Below are 22,593 nucleotides of genomic sequence, written 5' to 3' on the forward strand. Positions count from 1 at the left end.
GTCAATCAAGCGGATCGCGCGCCGCTCGTTCCTGAAGCGTCGGCGGCTCTGGATTCCGGGCTCCGCTGCGCGGCCCCGGAATGACCCGGAGGGTGTCAGCTCCATGAAAGCCAATCAAACAGACGTTGAGCCGTCGTCTGACGAACCCGCCCAGGCGTCGGACCGACCGCTGCTGTTCTCGTCCTTACGCCTGCGGGATGTGACGCTGCCGAACCGCATCGTCATCTCGCCGATGTGCCAGCACGCCGCCGAAGGAGGCTGCGCCACCGACTGGCACCTCGTCCATCTCGGCAAGTTCGCCCTCGGCGGGGCCGGGCTGATCCTGACCGAGGGCACGGCCGTCTCGCCGCACGGGCGGATCGGCCTCAAGGATCTCGGGCTCTGGGACGATTCCCAGGTCGCGCCGCTCGCCCGGGTGGTCGAGTTCGTCCACGGCCAGGGCGGGCTGATCGGCGTGCAACTCGCCCATGCCGGCCGCAAGGCCGGGAGCCACGCCCTCTGGGATGGCGGCCACGCCTTCACCCAGGCCGAGCTCGACGCCCACGGGATGCGCCGGCTCGGGCCGAGCCCGGTCGCGGCGGGACCCGGCTGGACGACGCCCGATGCCCTCGACGAGGCCGGGATCGCCGGGGTGATCGAGGAGTTCGCGGCCGCGACCCGGCGCGCCGTCGCGGCCGGATTCGACGTCGTCGAACTGCATTTCGGGCACGGCTACCTCGCCACGAGCTTCCTCTCGCCGCTCGCCAACCGGCGCAACGATGCCTTCGGGGGCTCGCGCGATAACCGCATGCGGCTGCCGCTCGCCATCGCGGCGCGGGTACGGGCCGAGTGGCCCGCGTCGCGTCCCCTGTTCTGCCGCATCTCGGCGGTGGACGGCGCCTCCGACAGCTGGGACCTCGACGACTCGGTCGTCCTCGCGCGCGCCCTCAAGGCGGCGGGAATCGACGTGGTCGACGTCTCGTCGGGCGGCCTCGCCGAGGAGACGCGGCGGATCACGGTGCCGCGCGGCCTCGGCTTCCAGGTGGCTTACGCCGAGCGGATCCGCCGCGAGGCCGGGATTTCCACCCAGGCCGTCGGGATGATCGTCGACGGGCCGCAGGCCGAGGACATCCTGCGCTCCGGCGCCGCCGACCTCGTGGCGGTCGCGCGGGCCGCCCTCGAGGATCCCTACTGGCCGCGCCGCGCCGCCGAGGCGCTGGGACTGCCCCCCGACTATGCCGGCTGGCCCGTCCGCCACGGCGCGTGGCTCGCCAAGCGCGAGGAGGCGATGGGCGCGCTCCTGCGCGACCGCCGCCGCACCTTGCGCGCCCCTCCCCCGACGAACGCCTGAGAGACGAAGATGAGCCAGACAGTGGAATGCGACGTCCTCGTCGTCGGGTCCGGCGCCGGCGGCTTCGCGGCGGCGGTCACGGCCGCCGCGCACGGCCTCTCGGTGATCCTGGCCGAAAAGGCCGAGTTCGTCGGCGGCACCACCGCCTATTCGGGCGGCTTCCTATGGGTGCCGAACAACCCGGTCTCCCGCCGCGACGGCATCGCCGACAGCGTCGAGGAGGCCCGCACCTACCTGCGCCACGAGGCCGGCAACCACTTCAACGCGGAATGCGTCGACGCCTTCCTGGCCCAGGGGCCGGAGGCGATCGCGTTCTTCGAGAGCCGGACCGCCGTCACCTTCGAGCCGGCCTCGGCCTTCTCCGACTACCATCCGACCGCGCCCGGCGGCCGGTCGGGCGGGCGCTCGATCAAGGCGCAGAATTTTCGCGGCGAGGCACTCGGAGCTGAGCTGAAGCGGCTGCGCCCGCCCCTGCCCGAGCTGACCTTCGTCGGCCTGATGATCGGCTCCGGACCGGAGCTGAAGCACTTCTTCAACGTGACGCGCTCGCTCGCCTCGGCGCTCTACGTCGGCAAGCGCCTCGCCTCGCATGCAAGCGACCTCCTCAAGAGCGGGCGCGGCATGCTCCTGACCAACGGCAACGCGCTGGCGGCCCGGCTCTTCCGCAGCGCCCTCGACCTCGGCGTTGACGTCTGGACCGGAGCGCCGGCGACCGGGCTGATCGTCGAGGACGGCGCGGTCCAGGGCGCCACGGTCAAACGGGACGGCGCGGCCGTGACGGTGCGGACCCGGCGCGGCGTGGTGCTGGCCGCCGGTGGCTTTCCCAACGACGAGAGCCGCCGCCGGACGATGTTCCCGCACGACCGGGACAATCGCGGCCACTTCTCGCCGGCCCCGGCCGGCAATACCGGCGACGGCCTGCGCCTGGGCGAGGAGGCCGGGGCGGTGGTCGAGGACAGCTACCCCAACGCCGCCGCCTGGGTGCCGGTGTCGCGGGTGCCGCGCAAGGGCGGCGGCTTCGGTGTCTTCCCGCACTTCATCGACCGCGCCAAGCCCGGGCTGATCGCCGTGCTGCCGAACGGCCGGCGCTTCGTCAACGAGGCGAATTCCTACCACGACTTCGTGCAGGCGCTGTTCGCCGCCAAGGCGCAGGGCGAGGCGGCCCGCGCCTTCCTGGTCGTCGACAAGCCGTTCCTGACCCGCTTCGGCCTCGGCTTCGTCAAGCCCTTCCCCGTCCCGGTCGGCCCGAACATCCGCTCCGGCTACCTGAAGACCGGCCGGACGCTCGCCGAGCTCGCCCGCAACGCCGGCATCGACGCAGGCGGTCTGGAGGAGACGGTCGCCGCCTGGAACCGCGACGTGCAGGACGGGGAGGACCGGGCCTTCGGCAAGGGCTCGACGGCCTATAACCGCTTCAACGGCGATCCGGACTTCACGCCCAACCCGTGCCTCGCGCCGATCGCGACCGGGCCGTTCTACGCCGTCGAGGTGGTGGTGGGCGATCTCGGCACCTTCGCGGGGTTGCGCTCCGATGGCCACGCCCGCGTCCTCGACCGGGCCGGCCGCCCGATCCCGGGCCTCTACGCCGCCGGCAACGACATGGCGAGCATCATGGGCGGCAACTATCCGGGCGGCGGCATCACGCTCGGTCCGGCGCTCACCTTCGGCTACATCGCCGGCCGTCACCTCGCCGGGGAGGCGGCCGCCCTCGCGCCGGCCCGGCCTGATGCGGCGTGAGGCGGGATCCTCTCGATCCGTTCAAGCAAGCGCCCCGGCAGAGCTTTCATCCTCCGGTGCATTCGACAACTCTCGACGTCATCCTGGGGCTCGACGAAGTCGAGAACCCGGGATCCATAACCGCTGACGCTCCAGGAAGAAGCGGGACGCCGTCCGCTTCATTCTCAACCGTCGGCGGTTATGGATCCCGGGTTCCGCTGCGCGGCCCCGGGATGACGATGGAGGGTTTCAGGATCGTCGAGAGAGGCAGACACGCCTTCACAAGAACCCGATCGAGAACCACGGCACGAAGGTGAGGACCAAGAGCCCGAGGAACAGCGCGCCGAGATAGATCCAGATCCGGCGCATCCCCGATTCGGGCGCGACCCCGCCGATGATGCAGGCGGCGTAGTAGCAGAGGCCGAAGGGCGGGGCGAAGAGGCCCAGTCCCATCGCGAGGATCACGATCATGCTGTAATGCACCTCGTGGATCCCGAACTGGTGCGCGATCGGGAAGAGCAGCGGACCGAACAGCACGATCGCCGGGATGCCTTCGAGCAGGCTGCCGAGCACGGTGAAGGCGACGACCGAGATCAACAGGAAGCCGGTCTTGCCGCCCGGCACCGCCGCCATCGCCCGGGCGAGGTCGTGCGAGAAGCCCGACTGGGTCAGCGCCCAGGCCATCGCGCTCGCCGCCCCGACGATGAACAGGATCGCCCCCGACAGCGAGGCGGTCCGCGCCAGCATCGGCAGGATCTCCCGCGATTTGAGCCCGCCGCGATAGATCACGAGGCCGAGCACCAGCGAGTAGACGATGCCGATGGTCGAGACCTCCGTCGCGGTCGCGACGCCCTCGACCACCGCGGTGCGGATCAGGAACGGCAGCAGCAGGGCCGGCAGCGCGATCAGCAGCGTCTTCTTCACCACTGAAACAGGCGCGCGCGGGATCACGACGGCGTCCTCCTCCTTGCCGGCGCGGTAGCGGGCCACCGCCGCCAGCACGAGGGCGAGGACCAGGGCCGGCAGGATCCCGGCGGTGAACAGGGCGGCGATCGACACGCCCGTCGCCGAGGCGATGGCGATCAGCACGATCGAGGGCGGGATCGTCTCGCTCATCGCCCCCGAGGCGGCGAGGATCGAGAGCAATTCGCCGTCCTTCATCCCGCGCTTGCGCATCTCGGGAAACAGGACGGGCGCCACCGCCGCCATGTCGGCGGTCTTCGAGCCGGAGATGCCCGAGACGAGCAGCATCGCGCCGAGCAGCACGTAGGACATGCCGGCCTTCACGTGGCCGAGCAGCGAGGCGAGGAACGCCACCATCACGCGGGCCATCCCGGTTGCGTCGACGAGCTGGCCGAGGAGCACGAAGAGCGGGATGGCGAGCAGGATCAGGCTGCTCATCCCCTCGTCCATCCGCCCGACCACGATGGTGAGCGGCGTCGAGGTGGTGGTGAGCAGGTAGGCGGAGGTGGCGAGCGCGAACGAGAACGCGATCGGCACGCCGGCGAGAATCCCGATCCCGAGGAGGCCGACGAAGAACACCAGGAGCGCCCAGTTGCCCATCGCCGTGAGCCACGGTGCCCCGAGGGCGAGGAGCGCGACGATCCCGACGAGCACGGCGCCGACCGCGATCAGGTCGGCCGGACGGTGGCGGGCGAGGCGCAAGGCGCAGGAGAGCAATGCCAGCACGAAGCCGACCGGCACGGCGAGCGCCCGCACCGTGCCCGACCAGCCGAGCGCCGGCGTCTCCACGAAGGACTGGTCCTCGGTGTAGTCGTAGGCCGCGTGCATCAGGAGCGCCAGGAAGGCGAAGACCGCCCCGATGGCCAGCGCCTCGCACCAGGCCCGGGCCCGGGGCGAGAGCGCGCCGACCACGAAGGTCAGCCGCATGTGCTCGCCCCGCTGCACCGCCACGACGCTGCCGAGCATCGCGAGCCACAGGAACAGGATCGAGGCGAGCTCGTCGCTCCAGATGATCGAGTGGCCGATCGCCCGCGAGACGATGCCGGCGAACAGGATCACCGCCTCGGCGGCGACGAGAACCGCCGCCGGCACCTCGACGGCGAGGCGCAGAGCCCGCTCGGCCGAGGAGAGCCAGTCGGCCGCCGGAAGGGCGGCCGCCGGCCGGGCGTGGAGGTCGGCCACCGCGCTCATGCCAGATCCCCCGTCACGGCTTCGAGGGCCTTCCACGCCTCGGGCCCGAACTTCTCGCGCCAGTCGCGGTAGAAACCGGCCTGGGTCAGGGCCTTGCGGAAGGCGGCCTTGTCGGCGGTCTCGAAGGTGAGGCCGCGGGCGGTAAGCTGGCCTTTCAGCGTACCGGTCAGGCGCTGGACGTCCTCGCGCTCCTCCATCGCCGCCCGGTCGAGCTCGCGCCGGACGATCTCCTGGAGCGGCCCGGGCAGCTTGCCGAAGGCGCGCCGGTTGGCGACGAGCCAGAAGGGGTCCCAGATGTGGTTGGTCTCGGTGAGGTATTTCTGGACCTCGTAGAGCTTGCCGGCCTCGATCGTCACCAGCCCGTTCTCCTCGCCGTCGACCAGCCGGGTCTGCAGCGCGGTGTAGAGCTCGTTGAAGTTGATCGAGGTCGGGCTCGCCCCGAGGCTGGAGAACAGCGAAGTGAAGATCGGCGCCACCGGCACGCGGATGCGGTAGCCCTTGAGGTCGTCGGGCGTCTTGATCGGCTTGGCGTTCGAGGTAATCTGGCGAAAGCCGTTATCGGCGGCCTTCGCCGCGACGATCAGGCCGGCCTTCTCGATCTGGGTACGGACATACTCGCCCACCGGCCCGTCGACCCCGCGCCAGACGTGGTCGTAGTCCGAGAAGGCGAAGCCGACATTGGTGATCGCCGCGCCCGAGGCCACGGTCGAGATCACCGAGCCGGCGATGTTGAGGAACTCGATGCCGCCCGAGCGCACCTGGGTGATCAGGTCGGTGTCGGAGCCGAGCTGGCTCGCGGGGAAGAATTTCAGCTCCATCCGCCCGCCCGACGCCTCGCGGATGCGCTGGCAGGCCTGGTCGAGCCGGGCGTTGATCGGCTGGGTCAGAGACTGGCCGGTGGCGAGCTTGTAGGTGAACTCCGCCGCCCGCGCCGGCTGCGTACGGATCGCGACGAGCGGAAAGGCGGCGGCGCCGGCCAGGAACAGGCGGCGCGACGGTCCTGATTGGGGCGTGGACGTCATGGGTTTCCTCCGGCGCGCCGTCATCCGCGGGGCCCGCGGTGCGGCATCGTTTGGGTCGAGACGGAGGAGGCGCAGGCTCGGGCGCGCGGCGTTCGCGCCCGTCATCCTCCCCTGCGGCGTTCCTTGGATCCGGAACGGCTCGTCTCGCTTGGTCGCCGAGAGTAGGAACCGCGTCGATGTAGGACAATCCAGATTATTTGCGGTTTCGTGTAGCGCGGCTAAAGTGTCGGGATGTCGGTCCCGCTCCGCGCCATCACGGTCTTCCACGCCGTCGCCCGCTCCGGCAGCATCACCCGGGCGGCGGAGGAGCTCGGCGTCACGCCCTCGGCTGTGAGCCAGCAGGTCCAGTCCCTCGAACTCGCCCTCGGCACCGCGCTGATCGGCAAGGCCGGCCGCGCCATCGTGCTGACCGAGGCCGGCGAGCGCTATTTCGAGATGATCGGGCCCGAGATCGACCGGATCATGGAGGCGACAGAGCGCATCCAGGGCTTCCGCTCGGTGACGACGCTGACCGTGCGGGCGACCCCGAGCCTGTCGACCAAGTGGCTGCTGCCGCGCCTCTCCGGCTTCATCACCGCCCATCCCGACATCGAGCTGCGCCTCGACGGCACCAACGAGCCGACGGCGTTCCAGAAGGAGAACGTCGACATCGAGATCCGCCACGGCACCGGCGGCTGGCCCGGCCTGTTCGCCGAGGGGCTGGTGGAGGAGAGCTTCCGGCCGGTCTGCGCGCCATCATTCGCCGCGCCCGGCAGCCTCGCGGCGGAGGATCTTTTCCGCCACCTGCTGATCCACTCGGTGAAGTCGCAGGTGCAGTGGCCGCACTGGTTCACCCGCGCCGGGATCCGGCCGGCCGCGCGCTGGCGCCGGCTCCTGTTCGACCGCACCCACATGGCGATCGACGCCGCCGCCGGCGGGCTCGGCATCGCGCTCGAGAGCGACCTGATGCTGTGGGGCGACCTGCGGGCCGGGCGGCTCGCCTGCCCGCTCGCCTCGCCGCCGCGGATCACCCTCGTCACCCAGTGGGTGACGTGCCCGCCCGACCACCTGCGCCACCGCAAGGTCCGCGCCTTCCTCGACTGGATCCGCCGCGAGCGCGACCTCTGGACGGCGGAGCGCGACGCCGCGAACCTTTAAGCCGCGCTTCACGGTCGCCTCGGAAATCTGGATTGTCCTTCACGGAGCCGGCTTCTAGCGTTCCGGCCGTCAGATCCCGGCGGGCCGTTCGAGACCATGCCGGGACCGCGCCGAGACCGGCCCTGCCATCCTTCGAGGATCGGCGGCGAGAGACCGGTCGGCAAGAAGAGAACCGCTGGAGGAAACCGATGAACCTCTCCACCCTGCTCCTCGCCCGCGCCTCGTCCGGCCGTCCGGTCCGCGTCGGCCTGATCGGCGCCGGCAAGTTCGGCTCGATGGTGCTGGCCCAGGCGCAGCGCATCGAGGGGATGCACGTCGTCGCCGTCGCCGACCTCGATGCCGGCCGCGCCCGCGCCTCCCTCGCCCGGGTCGGCTGGCCCGAGGAGCGCTATGCGGCGACCTCGATGGGCGACGCGGTCAAGAGCGGCCGCACCTTCATCACCGAGGATGCCGGGGCGCTCAGTGCCTGCGACGAGATCGAGTGCATCATCGAGGCGACCGGGCACCCGATCGCCGGCATCCGCCACGCGATCCAGGCGATCGACGCCCGCAAGCACGTCGTGATGGTCAATGTCGAGGCCGACGTGTTGTGCGGGCCGCTGCTCGCCGAGCGGGCACGGCGCCAGGGCGTCGTCTACTCGATGGCCTATGGCGACCAGCCGGCGATCATCTGCGAATTGGTCGACTGGGCCCGCTCCTGCGGCTTCGAGCTAACCTCGGCCGGCAAGGGCATGAACTTCGAGCCGCGCTACCGCTACTCGACCCCGGACACCGTCTGGGGCTTCTTCGGCTGGTCCGAGGAGGAGGTGCGGAAGGGCGACTTCAACCCGAAGATGTACAACTCGTTCACCGACGGCACCAAGGCGGCGATCGAGATGGCAGCGGTGGCCAACGGCACCGGGCTCGACTGCCCCGATGACGGCCTCGCCTTCCCGCCGACCGGCCTGCACGACCTCGCCAAGGTCTTCCGCCCGGTGAGCGACGGCGGGCGGCTGCCGCGCGCGGGCCTCGTCGACATCGCGGCGAGCCAGGAGCCGGACGGGCGCGAGGTGTTCAACAACATCCGCTACGGCGTGTTCGTCACCTTCAAGGCGACGAGCGAGTACACCCGGGCCTGCTTCAAGCAGTACGGCCTGCTCACCGATCCGTCGGGCTGGTACGGCTCGATGTGGCGCCCGTTCCACATGATCGGGCTCGAGACCAGCGTCAGCGTGCTCTCGGCGGTGCTGCGCAACGAGCCGACCGGCTGCTCGAAGGAGTTCCGCGGCGACGCCGTCGCCACCGCCAAGAGCGACCTGAAAGCCGGCGAGATGCTCGACGGCGAGGGCGGCTACGCGGTGTGGGCGAACGCGATCCCGGCCTCGAAGAGCCTGGCGCTCGGCGCCCTGCCGATCGGGCTCGCCCACAACGTCAAGCTCAAGCGCCCGGTCGCCCGCGACCAGATCGTGAGCGTCGACGACGTCGAGCTCGTCAACGACCTCGACGTGGTGGCCCTACGCCGCCAGATGGAAGACACGACCCGGCAGGCGACCACCCCGAAGGCGGCCTGATCCCCGGTCATCGGCGGCGCCGGATCGTCCGGCGCCGCGCGCTCTCTTCCGACAAGGTCCATCATGTCACCTTCCTGGCCCTTCGTGGTCATCGCCGAGTTTCGGGTGCGGCCGGGCTCGCTCGACGCGTTCCTCGCCCTCGCCCATGACGACGCCCGCTCCTCGGTGGCGCACGAGCCCGGCTGCCGCGCCTTCGACGTCGCGGTGAGCGAGAGCGACCCGCTCGCGGTGGTATTCTACGAGGTCTACGACGACCGCACCGCCTTCGACGCGCATCTCGAGACCCCGCACCTCGCCCGGTTCCGGGCCGGCTTCCCCGCCCTGATCGCGGAGGAGCGCCCGGTGCGCTTCCTCGCCCGGACCGTCAGCGGGGCGGAGGCCGGCTGACGGAACGAGGGAGGCCGATCGGACAGGCTTCGGGAGAATCCTCCCGGGGCTCGCTCCGGACGCCGTGGCGCCGTCAGGGCGCTTCCCGCCGATCGGCGGACCGTCGCGGTGCGGCCGCGCCGCGACGCCGGCCGGCGGGCCGGTCGGGCTCCTGTGACGCCAGTTGCTCCAGAGCCGCGTCGCGCGCGTGCTCGACGGAAGCCCGCATCAGCGCGCCGGCGCGGGCACCATCCCGGCGCCGCACGGCGTCGAGGATGGCGCCGATCTCCTCGAGGCTCGCGGCGATCCGACCCGGCTTCGCCATGGCGCGGATGCGCAGGAAGTTGATCCGGGCGTTGAGCTGCCGGAGCAGGTCGCGGGCGACCTCGTGCCCGACCACGACGAGGAGGTGGTCGTTGAAGCGCAGCATCAGCCCGACGATCTCCGAGACCGCGTCGGTCGCGGCGGCGGTCCGGACCTGCGCGAAGAGGCCCTCGAGATGCGCGATCTCGTCCTCGCTCGCCACAGCCGTGAAGCGCTCGATCAGCAGGGCCTCCAGCAGGGCGCGGATCTCGTAGATCTCGGCCGCATCCTTGGCGGTCAGCGCCATCACGGTCGGTCCCTTGCGGGGCTCGACCGAGACGAGCCGCTCCGCCTCCAGCCGGCGGATCATCTCGCGCACTGAGGCCCGGCTGATGCCGAGCGCCGCGCAGAGCTCGCGCTCGATGAGCCGCGCGCCGGGCGCGATCCGGCCCGCGATGATCGCGTCCCGCACCTCCTCGAAGGCGCGCTCGCGCACCAGTTGCGGCGGCGCGAGCATCCCCAGCGCTCCGGCGATCATGCTCCCTCCCCGACCCGGCCCCGGCGGATAGCACGCCGACGCACCGCATCACCACGCGGCGCAGGCTCTCGACAGCCGTGCCGCTCTGCGCAACATTGTCAGACAAGAAGACAAAAAGGCAGCATCTGCCGCGCCCAGTGGCAGGGGGGCCGGGTACGTCAGGACGCTTCCCCCCTGAGGCGGTGCGTCTTCGCGATTGGTGCACGGCTTGCAGAAACCAGAGGGTGCCCGCCCACCGGGGCCGGCCTGACAGCGGAGGAAACGATGTCGCGAGCGGCCATCAGCGCGCCGGCGGCGGGTCCGGTGCCCGCATCCGAGGGATCATCGGACCACGCCCGCATCCGGCGCCGGGCGATCGTGTCCTGCGCCGTCGGCAACTTCGTCGAATTGTTCGATTTCCTGATCTTCGGCCTGTTCGCGGCCCAGATCGGTGCCACCTTCTTTCCCGCCGGCGATCCCGTCGTGTCGCTGCTCTCGACCTTCGCCACCTACGGCGTCGGCTTCGTGATGCGGCCGGTCGGCGCCGTGGTGATCGGGGCCTATGGCGACCGGCGCGGCCGCAAGGCGGCGCTGATCCTCACCGTCGGCCTGATGGCGACCGCGACGGCGCTCACCGGCATGATCCCGTCCTACGCCACGATCGGGATCTTCGCGCCGCTCCTCCTCGTCGCCTGCCGGCTGGTCCAGGGCTTCTCGACCGGCGGCGAGTGGGGCGGAGCCGCCGCCTTCCTGGTCGAGTACGCGCCGCCGGGCCGGCGCGGCCTGATCGGCAGCATGCAGCAATTCAGCGTCGGCCTCGCGCTCATCGCCGGCACGCTGATGGCCGCGATCCTGAACTCGACCCTCGACCCCGCCGCCATGACGTCGTGGGGCTGGCGCATCCCGTTCATCTGCGGCTTCGTACTGGCGCCGATCGGCCTCTACCTGCGCTCGAAGGTGTCGGAGACCCCGGCCTTCGACCGCGCGGTCTCGCAAGCGGCGGTGGCCTCCCACCCGGTCCGCGACGCGCTGACGGTCTACCGCAAGCCGGTGCTCGCGGCCTTTGGCCTGTCGATCGTCGGCACGGTGGGCAACTACACCTTCAACATCTTCATGCCGAGCTTCGCCTCCGGGCAGCTCGGCATCGCGCCGGGCACCGCCTACTATTCCTCGGCCGTCGCCGCGCTCGTGCTGACGGCGTTCACCCCGGTGATGGGCCACCTCTCGGACCGGATCGGCCGCAAGGCGGTGCTGCTGATCTCGGCTCTGGGTTACGTCGTCCTCGGCTACCCGCTCTTTGCCCTCGTGGTGAGCCATCCGACCGGCCTCGGCCTCGTGCTGACGCAGTCGATCGCGGCCTTCCTGCTCGCGATGTATGCCGGCCCGCTCTGCGCCGTCCTCGCCGAACTCTTCCCGACCCGGGTCCGCTTCACCGCGCTCTCGATCGGCTACAGCCTGGCGGTCACGATCTTCGGCGGTTTCGCCCCGTTCATCGCCACCTTCCTGATCCGCGAGACCGGCAGCCCGCTCTCGCCGTCGCTCTTCGTCGTCGCCTCCGCGCTGATCAGCGCCGTGACGCTCCTCCTCATCAAGGATCCGACCAATGCTCCGCTCGACTGAGGCAGAGTCCGTCTGCGATCCCGTCACGCTCGAGATCGTGCGCGGCGCGGTGCGGGCCGCCCAGGCCGAGATGGAGGCGCTGATCGAGCGCACGGCGATCTCGGCCTTCATCCGCGAGAAGAAGGATTTTTATACCGGCCTGTTCGACGCGGACGGCGTCATGGCGGTCGGCTCGAACGTGCCGATCTTCGGCGACATCACGAGCCCGGTTTTCCGCGATTTTCCGCCTGAGACGATGGGGCCGGGCGACCTCTACTGGTACAACGACTGCTACGGCTCGCGCGGCGCCGTCTCGCACTCGAACGACCAGGTGCTGCTGGCCCCCGTCTTCCGCGACGGCCGGCTCTGCGCCTTCGTGATGGCCTGGGCGCATTTCGCCGATATCGGCGGCCTGCGCGCCGGCTCCATCAGCCCGGACGCCACCGACATCTTCCAGGAGGGCATCATCGTGCCCCCGTGCAAGCTGATCGATCGCGGCCGGACCAACGACGCGGCGCTCGCGATCTTCCACCGCAACTCCCGCTTCCCGGCCCAGAGCCTCGGCGACATGCGGGCCCTGATGGCGAGCGTCGATCTCGGCGTGCGGCGCGTGGGCGAGATCCTCGACCGCTTCGGCCCGGACGTCGTCGCCGACGCGCTCACCCAGCTGCTGGCCCGCACCCGCGCCCTCGTGCGCGAGAGGCTGGCCGAGACCTTCGCCGAAGGCACGCATCGTTTCACCGACGCGATCGATTCCGACGGCCATGGCGGCGGGCCCTACCGGATGCGCTTCTCCCTCACCCGCAGCCGGAGCCACGACGGCGAGGACCGCTTCGTCTTCGACGCCACCGAGACCGACGACCAGGCCCCGGGGCCGGTGAACTTCCTGATGAATCCCGGCGTCCCCGGCATGGCGCTCGGGCTCTACTATCTCGGCGGCGATCCGGCCCAGGTCTGCAACGCCGGCGGGCCGCAGGCCCTCGACGAGGTGCGCCTGCGCGAGGGCTCGCTGCTCTGGCCGCGCTTCCCGGCCCCGCTCGGCATGCGGGGCCTCACGATGATGCGGGTGCTCGCGGGGCTCAACGGCCTCGTCAACGTGGCGGGCGGCGGGGCGCCGGCGGCGCATTCGGCCTACGTCATCATCCTGATGCGCGGCACCTCCCGGACCGAGACCGGGGTCGTGGAGCCGTTCCTGCTCTCGGACGGGATCGGCGTCGGCTACGGCGCGCGGCCCCAGGCCGACGGGATCGACGCGGTCTACTTCGTCGCGCAGGAGAATTACCCGGTCGAGTTCCTGGAGACCGGCTACCCGGTCCGCCTGCGCGCCTACGGCATCGTGGAGGATTCCGGCGGCGCCGGCCGCCATCGCGGCGGCTGCGGCATCGTGCGGGACTACGAGATCCTGGCCGAGGAGGCGGTGCTGGCCCTGCGCATCGACGGCGTCGAGAACCCGCCCTGGGGCATCGGCGGGGGCATGGCGGGCGGCGTCGGCCGGGCCGTCGTCAATGCCGGCACGCCGCAGGAGCGGGTGCTCGCACCCCTGTCGGACGGCAACCGGCTCACCCGCGGCGATGCCCTGCGCATCGAGACCGGCGGCGGTGGCGGCCACGGCCATCCGTTCGACCGGCCGGCCGAGGCCGTCCTCCAGGACGTGCTCGGCGGCTTCGTCTCGGTAGGGGCGGCCGCGCGCCTCTACGGCGTGGTGATCCGCGATCGTGCCCTCGACGAGGCCGCCACCGCCCGCGCCCGCACCGACCGCCCGGAGACCCGGGCCTTCCACCGTCACGAGTACGTTGATGCCCTCGCCTGACTCCTCCCTCGCGGTCGCGGTCGATATCGGCGGCACCTTCACCGACGTCGCGCTGCACGATCCCCGCACGGGCCGCGTGTGGCGCGCCAAGACGCCAAGCGTGCCGGGCGACCCCTCCCGGGCCTTCATGACCGGCATCGGCCTCGCGCTCGAAGAGGCGGGCTTGTCCGCCTCCGCCCTCGGGCGGGTGCTGCACGGCACCACCGTCGCCACCAACATGATCCTGGAGGGCAAGGGCGCGCGCGCGGCGCTGATCACCACCGCGGGTTTCCGCCACGTCCTGGCGATCGGGCGCCAGGACATTCCGCGCCGCGCCAACCTCTATTCCTGGGTCAAGCCGGACCGGCCGGTCCCGGCCTCCCGCGTCTTCGAGGTGCGCGAGCGGATCGGGCCCGGCGGCATCGTCCTCGACGACCTCGACGAGGCGAGCGTGCGCGCTGCCGCCGCGTCCTGCCGCGCGGCCGGGGTCGAGGCGGTGGCGGTGTGCCTGCTGCACGCCTTCGCCAACCCGGCGCATGAGCGGCGCGTCACCGAGATCCTCCGCGAGGAACTGCCCGGCCTCGCGGTGACGGCCTCGACCGACGTGCTGCCGGTGGTGCGCGAGTACGAGCGCTCCCTCGCGACGGTGCTGAACGCCGTCGTCATGCCGGGGGTCTCGACCTACGTGTCGCGCCTCCAGACGCGGCTCGACGGGGCCGGGATCGCGGCACCGCTCCTCCTGATGCAGTCGAATGGCGGCGTCGCCGGCGCCGCCACGATCCGGCGCGCGCCCGCCCTCACCGCCCTGTCGGGGCCGGCCGCCGGCGTCGTCGGCGCCCGCGAGGTCGCGGCGGCCTGCGGCATCGCGGACATCATCACGGTCGATCTCGGCGGCACCAGTGCCGATATCTGCCTGATCAAGGACGGCCGCATCGGCCTGACGCAGGCGGGCCATGTCGGCGAGTGGCCGCTGCCCCTGCCGATGGTCGACATGGTGACGATCGGCGCCGGCGGCGGCTCGATCGCCCGCGTCGCCGGCGGCACGCTGACCGTCGGGCCGCAGAGCGCCGGCGCCGATCCCGGCCCCGCTGCCTATGGCCGCGGCGGCCGCGAGGCGACCGTCACCGACGCCCACGTCGTGCTGGGCCACCTGCCGGAGCGGCTGCTCGGCGGGCGCATGGCGCTCGACCGGGCGGCCGCGCGCGCGGTGGTGGCAAAGACCGTGGCCGAGCCGCTGGGGCTCACGCTGGAGGCCGCCGCCCGCGGCATCCTGGCGATCGCCGACAACCACATGGTCGGGGCGCTCCGCGTCGTCTCGGTCGAGCGCGGCCACGATCCGCGCGACTTCACGCTGGTGCCCTTCGGCGGGGCCGGACCGCTGCACGGCTGTGCGCTCGCCGACCTGCTCGGTATCCGCCGCATCCTCGTCCCGCCGGCCCCGGGCGTGCTCTGCGCCGACGGCCTGCTCGCCGCGGACCTCAAGGCCGAGTTCAGCCGCACCCTGCCCCGGGCCGGCCGGATCGACGTCGGGACGGCCGAGGCGATCCTCGCCGAGCTGGGGCAACAGGCTTCAGCCTGGCTCGCGGCGGAGGGCGTGACGCAGGCCGACCGCGCTCAGGCCCGGGTCGCGCTCCTGCGCTACCACGGCCAGGGCGGGGAGCTCGCGGTGCCGTGGTCGGGGACGGTGGAGGCGGTCGAGGGGGCCTTCGCGGCGGCGCACGCGGCGCTCTACGGCTTCACGCTCGATGCCCCGATCGAGCTTGTCACCTTGCGCGTCGAGGCGACCGGCCGGATGCCGCCGGCGCCGCGCGAGGCTGTGGCAGCGGGATCGGGCGCCGCCCCGGGGGCCGAGTTGACCGTGCACCTCGCGACCGGGCCGGCGCAGGTTCCACTCTACGAGCGCGCTCGATTGGGGGCCGGCGACCGTTTCGCGGGCCCGGCGATCGTCGCGCAGCTCGACGCCACCACCCTGGTGCCGCCGGGCTGGCACGGCGAGGTGCACGCGTCGGGGGCCATCCTGCTCACGCGGTTCCTGCCCAATCCGTCCGACTGACAAGTCAAGCGCGCCTCCCCTCTCCCGTGTGGGAGAGGGGCCGGGGGTGAGTGTGACACGCTTCAGTGTGAAACTCTGAGTGTGGTGCTGGCAGCTCGGCGTTCGGAGATTTATTCGGAGCCGTGTCACCCTCACCCCTACCCCTCTCCCACACGGGAGAGGGGATCCCGCGCCATTTTTGTACTGACGCAGATCAAGTGGAATGCTTTGCGCGACGCAAGGGGGTAGCCGTGACCAACACAACGTGCGAAGACGACGATCTCCAAAAAGTCTTCGACCACATCGCTGCCAACGAGAAGAACTTCATCGCCCGGGTGATGGACTATGTCCGCCATCCCAGCATCAGCGCACAGGACATCGGCATCCGGGAGGTCGCCGGGCTCCTCGTCGACCACCTCCAGGGCCTCGGCTTCTCGGCGGAGGCGATCGAGACGGCGGGCCACCCGATGGTGCTCGGCCGCCGGGACGAGGTGCCCGGCGCGCCGACGATCCTGCTCTACGGCCATTACGACGTGCAGCCGCCCGAACCGCTGGAGGCCTGGGTCTCGCCGCCCTTCGAGCCGACGATCCGCGACGGCCGGATCTACGCCCGCGGGATCGGCGACAACAAGGGCCAGCACTTCGCCCAGCTGCTGGCGATCGAATCCCACCTCGCCGTGCATGGCCGCCTGCCGTGCAACGTCGTCGTGCTGCTGGAGGGCGAGGAAGAGATCGGCTCGCCGCACATCGCCGAGTTCGTTGCAGGCCATCGCGAGCGCTTGCGCGCCGACCTCGTGGTGACCGCCGACGGCCCGATCCACCCCTCCGGCCGGCCGGTCCTGACCTACGGCGTGCGCGGCGTGGTCAATTTCGAGCTGCATTGCCGGCACGCCACCCGCGACGTCCATTCGGGCAATTTCGGCGGCGTGGTGCCGAACCCGCTCTGGACCCTCGTGCACCTCCTCGGCACGATGAAGAGCGAAGCCGGCGAGATCACCATTCCCGGCTTGCACGATGCCATCGTCCCGCCGACCGACCAGGAGCGGGCGATCGCCGCCCGGCTCCCCCTCGATCCGGAGGCGATCAAGGCCGAACTCGGCCTCGACCGGCTCGACGCGCCGTCGGACCTCGGCGTGGCAGAGCGCCTGATGTTCCGGCCGACGCTGACCATCAACGGCTTCCACGGCGGCTATGGCGGGCCGGGCTCGAAGACGGTTCTGCCCTGCGAGGGCATCGTGAAGTGCGACATCCGCCTCGTCGAGGCGATGACGCCGGACGACGTGCTCGACAAGGTCGAGGCCCATGTGCGCCGCCACGCCCCCGAGGTGACGGTGGTGCGCCAGCACGGCATGCTGCCCTCGAAGACGCCGGTCGATTCCCCCTTCGGCGCCGCGATCCGGCAGGCGGTTCTCTCCGCCCAGGGCGTCGCGCCCTACGAGTACCCCTCGCTCGGCGGCAGCCTGCCCGACTACGTCTTCACCAAGATCCTCGGCGTGCCCGCCTTCGTGCTGCCCTACGCCAATGCCGACGAGGCGAACCACGCCCCGAACGAGAACCTGCGGCTCGATTGCTTCGTCAACGGCATCCGGACCGGGGCGGCGTTGCTCTCGGCGCTCGCGGCGGGGCATCTCGGGAAGCGCGACGGCGATCGCGGTTCCCGGTGACGCCGCCCATCCGTAGGATTGACCTCGAACCCCGCGACAGGATGCACCCATGACCGACATGAGCAAGCTCGAGCCGTGGCAATGGCCGGAGGCGCAGTGGCGCCACCTCGTCGGCCAGGTCCGGGCCGGGCGCCCCTACCGCCCCGCCGCCTGGAAGGACGGCGCACGCTGCGCGGTCGCCCTGTCCTTCGACAGCGACCACGAGACGAACGAGCTGCGCGAGGGCGGCAAGTCGATCGGCCGGATGAGCTGGGGCCAGTACGGCAACCGCGTCGGCATCCCGCGCGTCCTGGCGCTGCTCGACCGCTACGACATCAAGGCGACGTTCTACGTGCCGGCGGTGGCCGCCCTCCTGTACGAGGACGAGCAGCGCCGCATCGTCGCCGAGGGCCACGAGATCGGCATCCACGGCTGGATCCACGAACTGAACTCGGTCCTGCCCTACGAGGCCGAGCGCGACCTGATGTTCCGCTCGACCGACACCCTGGAGCGCATCACCGGCGTGCGGCCGGTGGGCCTGCGCACCCCCTCCTGGGATTTCAGCCCCCACACCTTGAAGATCGAGACCGAGCTCGGGCTCCTCTACGATTCCTCGCTGATGGCCGACGAGGATTGCTACGAGCTCGAGCTCCACGGCGAGGGGACCGGCATCGTCGAGCTGCCGGTGGAATGGATCCGCGACGACGCGGTCTACTTCATGATGCACCGCTTCCAGTCGCTGCGGCCCTACACGCCGCCGGCCGACGTGCTCGACATCTTCACCCGCGAGTTCGACGCGGCCTACGAGGCGGGCGGCCTTTTTCAGCTGACCATGCACCCGCACATCATCACGCCGCGCTCGCGCATCTGGATCCTGGAGGAGCTGATCCGCCACGCCAAGGCGAAGGACGTGTGGTTCGCCACCCACGCCGAGATCGCCGCCTACGCCAAGGCCCACGCGGCCTGAGGCGGATCCGGCTCGGCCGGCGGGTGATCCCATCGGCGGCCACCCCCTGTAGGATCCTCCCCGACCGAGTCACCAGGCCGCCACGAGGGCCCCGATGAGCGACACCGACACGACACCGGAGATCATCGCGACCGCGGGCCTGGCGCGGCCGGCCGAGATCCGGATCGATCCCTGGGGCCTCTGCCACCTGCGGGCGGAGAGCCTCGACGACCTGTTCTTCCTGCAGGGGTTCAACGCCGCCCGCGACCGGCTCTGGCAGATCGACCTGTGGCGCAAGCGCGGGCTCGGGCGGCTGGCGGCGGATTTCGGGCCCGGCTACCTGGCGCAGGACCGCGCCTCCCGCGCCTTCCTCTATCGCGGCGACATGGCCGCCGAGTGGACGAGCTACGCCCCGGACGCGCGCGCGATTGTCGAGGCCTTCGCCCGCGGCATCAACGCCTACGTGGCGCTGACCCGGCGCGAGCCGGAGCGGCTGCCGGAGGAGTTCCGGCTCTTCGGCACGGAGCCCGCATTCTGGGAGCCCGAGGACGTCGTGCGCATCCGCAGCCACGGCCTGACGCGCAACGCGCTCTCGGAGGTGCTGCGCGCCCAGGTGGCCCCCCGCTGCGGCGACGCGACAGACCTCCTGCGCAAGAACCTGGAGCCGCGGATCGCGCCGGGCCATCCCGGCGGCCTCGACCTGTCGGCGATCCCCCTCGCGGTGCTCGACCTGTTCAAGCTCGGCACGGCCGGCGTGCTGTTCACGCCCGAGCGCCTCGCCGCCACCCTCGCCGAGGCCGAGGCCTGGACGAGCGTCACCGATCTCGGCGAGGTCGTGCGCGACGCGGCCTGGGAAGGCTCGAACAACTGGGCGGTCGCCGGCAGCCGCACTGCGACCGGCCGCCCGATCCTAGCGGGCGATCCCCATCGCGCCCATGCCGTGCCGTCGCTGCGCTACCTCGTGCACCTGAGCGCGCCGGGCTTCGACGCGATCGGCGCCGGCGAGCCCGCGGTGCCGGGGATCTGCATGGGGCATAACGGCGAGGCCGCCTTCGCGATCACGATCTTCGGCGCCGACCAGGAGGACGTGTACGTCTACGAGACGAAGCCGGGCGATCCCGACCGCTACCTTTATCAGGGCGAGTGGGAGCCGATGCGGATCGTCGAGGAGACGGTCGCCGTGAAGGGCGCGCCGGACCAGGTGGTCCGCCTGCGCTTCACCCGGCACGGCCCGGTCCTCCACGCCGAGGGGACCCGCGCCTTCGCGTTGCGCTCGGTGTGGTTCGAGCCGGGCTCGGCCGCCTATCTCGCCAGCCTGTCGACCATGCGGGCGACGACGCTGCCCAAGTACCGCGCGGCGGCGCGGCGCTGGGGGGCGCCCTCGCTCAACCACGTCTATGCGGACGCGAGCGGCACGATCGCCTGGTTCCCGGCCGGCTACACCCCGAACCGGCCGAACTGGGACGGGCTTTTGCCGGTCCCGGGCGACGGCCGCTTCGAATGGGCGGGCTTCCACGACCTCGACGCGATGCCGCAGCTGGAGAATCCGCCGGAGGGTTTCGTCGCCAGCGCCAACGAGGCGAACCTGCCGGCCGACTGGCCGCATGCCGAGCGGCCGGTCGGCTACGAGTGGCTTGAGGCGAGCCGCGCCCGCCGCATCCGCGCGGTGCTGTCGGAGGCCGCCGGCCACGATGTGTCCGATTCCACCGCCTTGCAGACGGACGTCGTCTCGATGCCGGCGCGCCGGCTGCGCCCGCTGCTGGAGCGGCTCCCGGCCGATGGTCTGGCCGGGCCGGGGCGAGCGCTGCTGCTCGCCTGGGACGAGCGGCTGACGGTCGAGTCGGGCGCCGGCCTCCTCTCCGAGTTGTGGTGGACGCACCACCTGAAGCCCGCCCTGTTCGCCCGCCTGATCGACGATCCCGCTTTGCGCGCCCTGATGCAGCCGGGCGACGTCGAGGGCATCCTCCAGGCGCTCGAAGCGCCCGATGCTCGCTTCGGCGGCGATCCGCACGCGGGCCGCGACGGGCTTCTCGCCGAGACCCTGGTGGCGGCCTTCGCGGACGCCGCCGCCCGCTTCGGCACCGACCCGGCGGACTGGCGCTGGGGCAACCTGCACCACGCCTTCTTCGCCCACGCGGCGAGCGCGGCCGCCGGTGCAGGCTTGCGGGAGGCGCTCGATGTCGGGCCGCTGGAGAAGCCCGGCAGCGCCTCGACGGTGATGCACGCCGCCTATCGCGGCAGCGATTTCCGCGTCACCAATGGCGCCTCCGTCCGCTTCGTCGTCGACGTCGGCGACTGGGACCGGAGCGTCTGCATCAACACCCCCGGCCAGTCCGGCGACCCACGCTCGCCGCATTACCGCGACCTCGCGCCTCTCTGGGCCCGGGGCGCGTATGTGCCGATGCTCTACAGCCGGGCGGCGGTCGACGCGGCGAGCGTCGCGACGATCCGGCTGGTGCCGGATCATCCGTGAGTCGGCAGGACGAGAGAGTTGCCCGGTCCGGGCGTCAAACCTATCGTCCCGGCGCAAACAATCCTGCCGGGGCGGCCGCGTCACGCTGCGCGCCGGCGGCGGTGACACGGGCACGAGGGAACGCCATGCTGAAGACCATCGATCCGCTGCTCAACGGGCAACTCCTCGCCCTCCTCGACGAGATGGGCCACGGCGACGAGATCGTCATCGCCGACGCCAACTTCCCTTCCGCCAGCAACGCCCGCCGGCTCATCGACATGCCGGGCACGACGGCGCCGGCACTCCTCGACGCGGTCCTGTCGCTCCTGCCCCTCGACGATTTCGTCGAGAGCCCGGTGGCGGTGATGGTCGCCCCGCCCGAGACCCGGCCGCTCTACGACGGCTACCAGGCCAGCGCCGACCGCGCCGAGGGGCGCAAGATCGTCATCAGCGAGATCCCGATCCCCGATTTCTACGCCCGCACCGCCAAGGCCTTCGCGGTGATCCGCAGCGGCGAGCGGCGCCTCTACGCCAACATCCTCCTGCGTAAGGGGGTGATCTACCCGTGAGCCCGGGTGGTGGTAATCAGGCCGACATGGCACCCTCCTCGTCATCCCGGGGCTCGACGAAGTCGAGAACCCGGGATCCATAACCGCTAACGGCGGAGAACGAAGTGGATCGCGTTCCGCTTCATCCTGCACCCCCAGCGGTTATGGATCCCGGGCTCCGCTGCGCGGCCCCGGGATGACATCGAGGGTTTCAGGTCGGTCCGCTCACCCCAATCAGGTTCTCATGCCGCTGTCCTGCACCGCGATCGGATATCGCGTCGGACGAGACCCTACCCGCTCAACGCCCGCGCCGCCTCGATCGCCAGCGGCGCGAACCGCTTGCGGAACTCCTCCAGCGACCATTCGCTCAGCGAGCCGGCGATGTGGACCGCGCCGAGGGGGCGTCCGGGCCCCGCGAGCACGGCGGCGCTGAGCACGACCTCGCCGATCAGCGCCTCCTCGGTGGCGAAGGCGTAGCCGTCGCGGCGCGCCTCCTTCACTTTCCGCCAGATCCTGGCCGGTTCGAGCAGGGTCTTCTGCGTCAGCGGCCTGCGGTCCGAGCGGGCGAGGATGTCGTCGACCGCTTCGTCCGGGAGCTGCGCCAGGCAGGCCCGCCCGCCGGAGGAGGCGAAGGTCGGCACGCGGCGGCCGGCGAGGGTGGCGTAGAACGTCTCGCGCTTGCTCTGCAGCCGCACCGCGTAGAGCGTGGTGAGGTCGTCGAACAGGCTGAGGTCGACGCGCTCGTTGGCGGCCTTGCGCAGGTCGACGAGGACCGGCATGGCCCGCTCGATCAGCGGGTTGGCGCGCAGGTAGTCGAAGGAGCGGTCGAGGATGCGCCGCCCCGGGACGAGCCCGCCGTCGCGGCCGCGTTCGAGGTAGCCGCGGCTGAGCAGCGTCTGCGCGATGCGCTGGGCCGCGCTCTTGTTCGTTCCCGCCGCCTGGGCCAGCTCGCCGAGCGACATCGGGTGCGGGCTGGCGGCGAAGGCTTCGAGCACGTCGAGGGCGCGGGCCACCGATTGCAGAAAAAGCCGGTCGTCGACCCCGCCGCGCGAATCCCCGCCTCCGTCACCCTCGTCGTCCATCCGCATGCGTCGGGTCGTGCCTCGCGTGTGGGTCGGTTCTACACCATCATGCCTCTGCGTGAGCAAGACGGTCGTATCGCCAGGCGATGTCACGCAGCGTCAGGCCAACGTCGCGCATGGCTGTCAGGGGAAACGAAATAGCGCGGCTTTTCCCCCTCCCCCCTCTGCGGGGGAGGGTGCCCGGCGCAGCCGGGCGGGAGAGGGGTAGCGCGACGCTGCTTCAGATAGCATCCGTCACCAAGGTCGCGACTTCTCCGGAAGCGTCGCCCCCCTCTCCCGCCCCACTCCGTGGGGCACCCTCCCCCGCAGAGCTACGGCCTTAACGGATTTGATTCGTGCGTACCAAAGGTTGAAATCAAGCCTCAAAACCACGCCTCTGCGGGTACTGATTTCAACCTTAGATTCGG

General features: G+C 71.3%; 16 protein-coding genes. 12 read left to right on the forward strand and 4 right to left on the reverse strand.

The window, feature by feature from the left end:
* The first annotated feature begins 103 nt into the window (after positions 1–103).
* Together ABZT49_RS05790 and ABZT49_RS05795 are read left to right on the forward strand one after the other, a co-directional pair.
* Positions 104–1,330 carry an NADH:flavin oxidoreductase/NADH oxidase gene (locus ABZT49_RS05790; RefSeq protein WP_355284236.1) on the forward strand — a complete coding sequence of 409 codons (1,227 nt, stop codon included), beginning with the start codon at positions 104–106 and terminating at the stop codon, positions 1,328–1,330.
* A 9-nt stretch (positions 1,331–1,339) separates the two neighbouring features.
* On the forward strand, positions 1,340–3,067 hold the full coding sequence (locus ABZT49_RS05795; RefSeq protein ID WP_355284239.1) for an FAD-dependent oxidoreductase: 1,728 nt from the start codon (positions 1,340–1,342) through the stop codon (positions 3,065–3,067).
* A gap of 258 nt (positions 3,068–3,325) precedes the next feature.
* Here ABZT49_RS05795 and ABZT49_RS05800 read toward each other — a convergent pair whose 3' ends face one another.
* Together ABZT49_RS05800 and ABZT49_RS05805 are read right to left on the reverse strand one after the other, a co-directional pair.
* Positions 3,326–5,200, reverse strand: coding sequence for a TRAP transporter large permease subunit (locus ABZT49_RS05800; protein WP_355284242.1), 1,875 nt, complete (start codon positions 5,198–5,200; stop codon positions 3,326–3,328).
* Positions 5,197–6,222 carry a TRAP transporter substrate-binding protein gene (locus ABZT49_RS05805; protein ID WP_355284245.1) on the reverse strand — a complete coding sequence of 342 codons (1,026 nt, stop codon included), beginning with the start codon at positions 6,220–6,222 and terminating at the stop codon, positions 5,197–5,199. Before ABZT49_RS05805 ends, ABZT49_RS05800 begins: the two co-directional genes overlap by 4 nt.
* A 231-nt stretch (positions 6,223–6,453) precedes the next feature.
* On the opposite strand from ABZT49_RS05805, the gene ABZT49_RS05810 reads away from it, so the two are divergent.
* The 3 genes from ABZT49_RS05810 to ABZT49_RS05820 all read left to right on the forward strand — a co-directional run bounded on the left by ABZT49_RS05810 (position 6,454) and on the right by ABZT49_RS05820 (position 9,296).
* Positions 6,454–7,359 carry a LysR substrate-binding domain-containing protein gene (locus ABZT49_RS05810; RefSeq protein ID WP_355284248.1) on the forward strand — a complete coding sequence of 302 codons (906 nt, stop codon included), beginning with the start codon at positions 6,454–6,456 and terminating at the stop codon, positions 7,357–7,359.
* Positions 7,360–7,547: 188 nt separating this feature from the next.
* Positions 7,548–8,909 (forward strand): flagellar biosynthesis protein FlgA, encoded by a 1,362-nt coding sequence (locus ABZT49_RS05815; RefSeq protein WP_355284250.1) that lies wholly within the window; start codon positions 7,548–7,550, stop codon positions 8,907–8,909.
* A gap of 63 nt (positions 8,910–8,972) precedes the next feature.
* A complete protein-coding gene (locus ABZT49_RS05820) occupies positions 8,973–9,296 on the forward strand; it encodes a putative quinol monooxygenase (protein WP_355284252.1) in 324 nt (107 codons plus the stop codon).
* A 73-nt stretch (positions 9,297–9,369) separates the two neighbouring features.
* On the opposite strand, the gene ABZT49_RS05825 is transcribed toward ABZT49_RS05820, so the two are convergent.
* On the reverse strand, positions 9,370–10,116 hold the full coding sequence (locus ABZT49_RS05825) for a GntR family transcriptional regulator (RefSeq protein WP_355284255.1): 747 nt from the start codon (positions 10,114–10,116) through the stop codon (positions 9,370–9,372).
* A 264-nt stretch (positions 10,117–10,380) separates the two neighbouring features.
* Here ABZT49_RS05825 and ABZT49_RS05830 point away from each other — a divergent pair, with 264 nt between their 5' ends.
* From ABZT49_RS05830 to ABZT49_RS05860, 7 genes are all read left to right on the forward strand, one after another.
* A complete protein-coding gene (locus ABZT49_RS05830; RefSeq protein ID WP_355284257.1) occupies positions 10,381–11,715 on the forward strand; it encodes an MFS transporter in 1,335 nt (444 codons plus the stop codon).
* The gene (locus tag ABZT49_RS05835) at positions 11,699–13,504 is read left to right on the forward strand and encodes a hydantoinase B/oxoprolinase family protein (RefSeq protein WP_355284259.1); all 1,806 of its coding nucleotides are present in this window, start codon (positions 11,699–11,701) and stop codon (positions 13,502–13,504) included. Before ABZT49_RS05830 ends, ABZT49_RS05835 begins: the two co-directional genes overlap by 17 nt.
* Positions 13,491–15,536: a hydantoinase/oxoprolinase family protein gene (locus tag ABZT49_RS05840; protein WP_355284261.1), complete on the forward strand. Its 2,046-nt coding sequence runs from the start codon at positions 13,491–13,493 to the stop codon at positions 15,534–15,536. The genes ABZT49_RS05835 and ABZT49_RS05840 overlap by 14 nt, the downstream gene beginning before the upstream one ends.
* Before the next feature lie 230 nt (positions 15,537–15,766).
* Positions 15,767–17,179 (forward strand): M20/M25/M40 family metallo-hydrolase, encoded by a 1,413-nt coding sequence (locus ABZT49_RS05845; protein ID WP_355284263.1) that lies wholly within the window; start codon positions 15,767–15,769, stop codon positions 17,177–17,179.
* Positions 17,180–17,228: 49 nt separating this feature from the next.
* Positions 17,229–18,125 (forward strand): polysaccharide deacetylase, encoded by an 897-nt coding sequence (locus ABZT49_RS05850; RefSeq protein ID WP_355284266.1) that lies wholly within the window; start codon positions 17,229–17,231, stop codon positions 18,123–18,125.
* Positions 18,126–18,219: 94 nt separating this feature from the next.
* Complete coding sequence (locus ABZT49_RS05855; RefSeq protein WP_355284268.1) at positions 18,220–20,577, forward strand: penicillin acylase family protein; 2,358 nt, start codon at positions 18,220–18,222, stop codon at positions 20,575–20,577.
* A gap of 125 nt (positions 20,578–20,702) precedes the next feature.
* Positions 20,703–21,125 carry an RbsD/FucU domain-containing protein gene (locus tag ABZT49_RS05860; RefSeq protein ID WP_355284270.1) on the forward strand — a complete coding sequence of 141 codons (423 nt, stop codon included), beginning with the start codon at positions 20,703–20,705 and terminating at the stop codon, positions 21,123–21,125.
* A gap of 269 nt (positions 21,126–21,394) precedes the next feature.
* On the opposite strand, the gene ABZT49_RS05865 is transcribed toward ABZT49_RS05860, so the two are convergent.
* The gene (locus ABZT49_RS05865; RefSeq protein WP_355284273.1) at positions 21,395–22,192 is read right to left on the reverse strand and encodes an IclR family transcriptional regulator; all 798 of its coding nucleotides are present in this window, start codon (positions 22,190–22,192) and stop codon (positions 21,395–21,397) included.
* Positions 22,193–22,593 lie beyond the last annotated feature (401 nt).

It is taken from the genome of Methylobacterium sp. EM32, from assembly GCF_040593685.1.
Classification (GTDB): domain Bacteria; phylum Pseudomonadota; class Alphaproteobacteria; order Rhizobiales; family Beijerinckiaceae; genus Methylobacterium.

Coding starts and splice junctions, on each gene's coding strand:
- ABZT49_RS05790 (WP_355284236.1), top strand. CDS start 104: ATGAAAGCCAATCAAACAGACGTTGAGCCGTCGTCTGACGAACCCGCC.
- ABZT49_RS05795 (WP_355284239.1), top strand. CDS start 1,340: ATGAGCCAGACAGTGGAATGCGACGTCCTCGTCGTCGGGTCCGGCGCC.
- ABZT49_RS05800 (WP_355284242.1), bottom strand. CDS start 5,200: ATGAGCGCGGTGGCCGACCTCCACGCCCGGCCGGCGGCCGCCCTTCCG.
- ABZT49_RS05805 (WP_355284245.1), bottom strand. CDS start 6,222: ATGACGTCCACGCCCCAATCAGGACCGTCGCGCCGCCTGTTCCTGGCC.
- ABZT49_RS05810 (WP_355284248.1), top strand. CDS start 6,454: ATGTCGGTCCCGCTCCGCGCCATCACGGTCTTCCACGCCGTCGCCCGC.
- ABZT49_RS05815 (WP_355284250.1), top strand. CDS start 7,548: ATGAACCTCTCCACCCTGCTCCTCGCCCGCGCCTCGTCCGGCCGTCCG.
- ABZT49_RS05820 (WP_355284252.1), top strand. CDS start 8,973: ATGTCACCTTCCTGGCCCTTCGTGGTCATCGCCGAGTTTCGGGTGCGG.
- ABZT49_RS05825 (WP_355284255.1), bottom strand. CDS start 10,116: ATGATCGCCGGAGCGCTGGGGATGCTCGCGCCGCCGCAACTGGTGCGC.
- ABZT49_RS05830 (WP_355284257.1), top strand. CDS start 10,381: ATGTCGCGAGCGGCCATCAGCGCGCCGGCGGCGGGTCCGGTGCCCGCA.
- ABZT49_RS05835 (WP_355284259.1), top strand. CDS start 11,699: ATGCTCCGCTCGACTGAGGCAGAGTCCGTCTGCGATCCCGTCACGCTC.
- ABZT49_RS05840 (WP_355284261.1), top strand. CDS start 13,491: ATGCCCTCGCCTGACTCCTCCCTCGCGGTCGCGGTCGATATCGGCGGC.
- ABZT49_RS05850 (WP_355284266.1), top strand. CDS start 17,229: ATGACCGACATGAGCAAGCTCGAGCCGTGGCAATGGCCGGAGGCGCAG.
- ABZT49_RS05855 (WP_355284268.1), top strand. CDS start 18,220: ATGAGCGACACCGACACGACACCGGAGATCATCGCGACCGCGGGCCTG.
- ABZT49_RS05860 (WP_355284270.1), top strand. CDS start 20,703: ATGCTGAAGACCATCGATCCGCTGCTCAACGGGCAACTCCTCGCCCTC.
- ABZT49_RS05865 (WP_355284273.1), bottom strand. CDS start 22,192: ATGCGGATGGACGACGAGGGTGACGGAGGCGGGGATTCGCGCGGCGGG.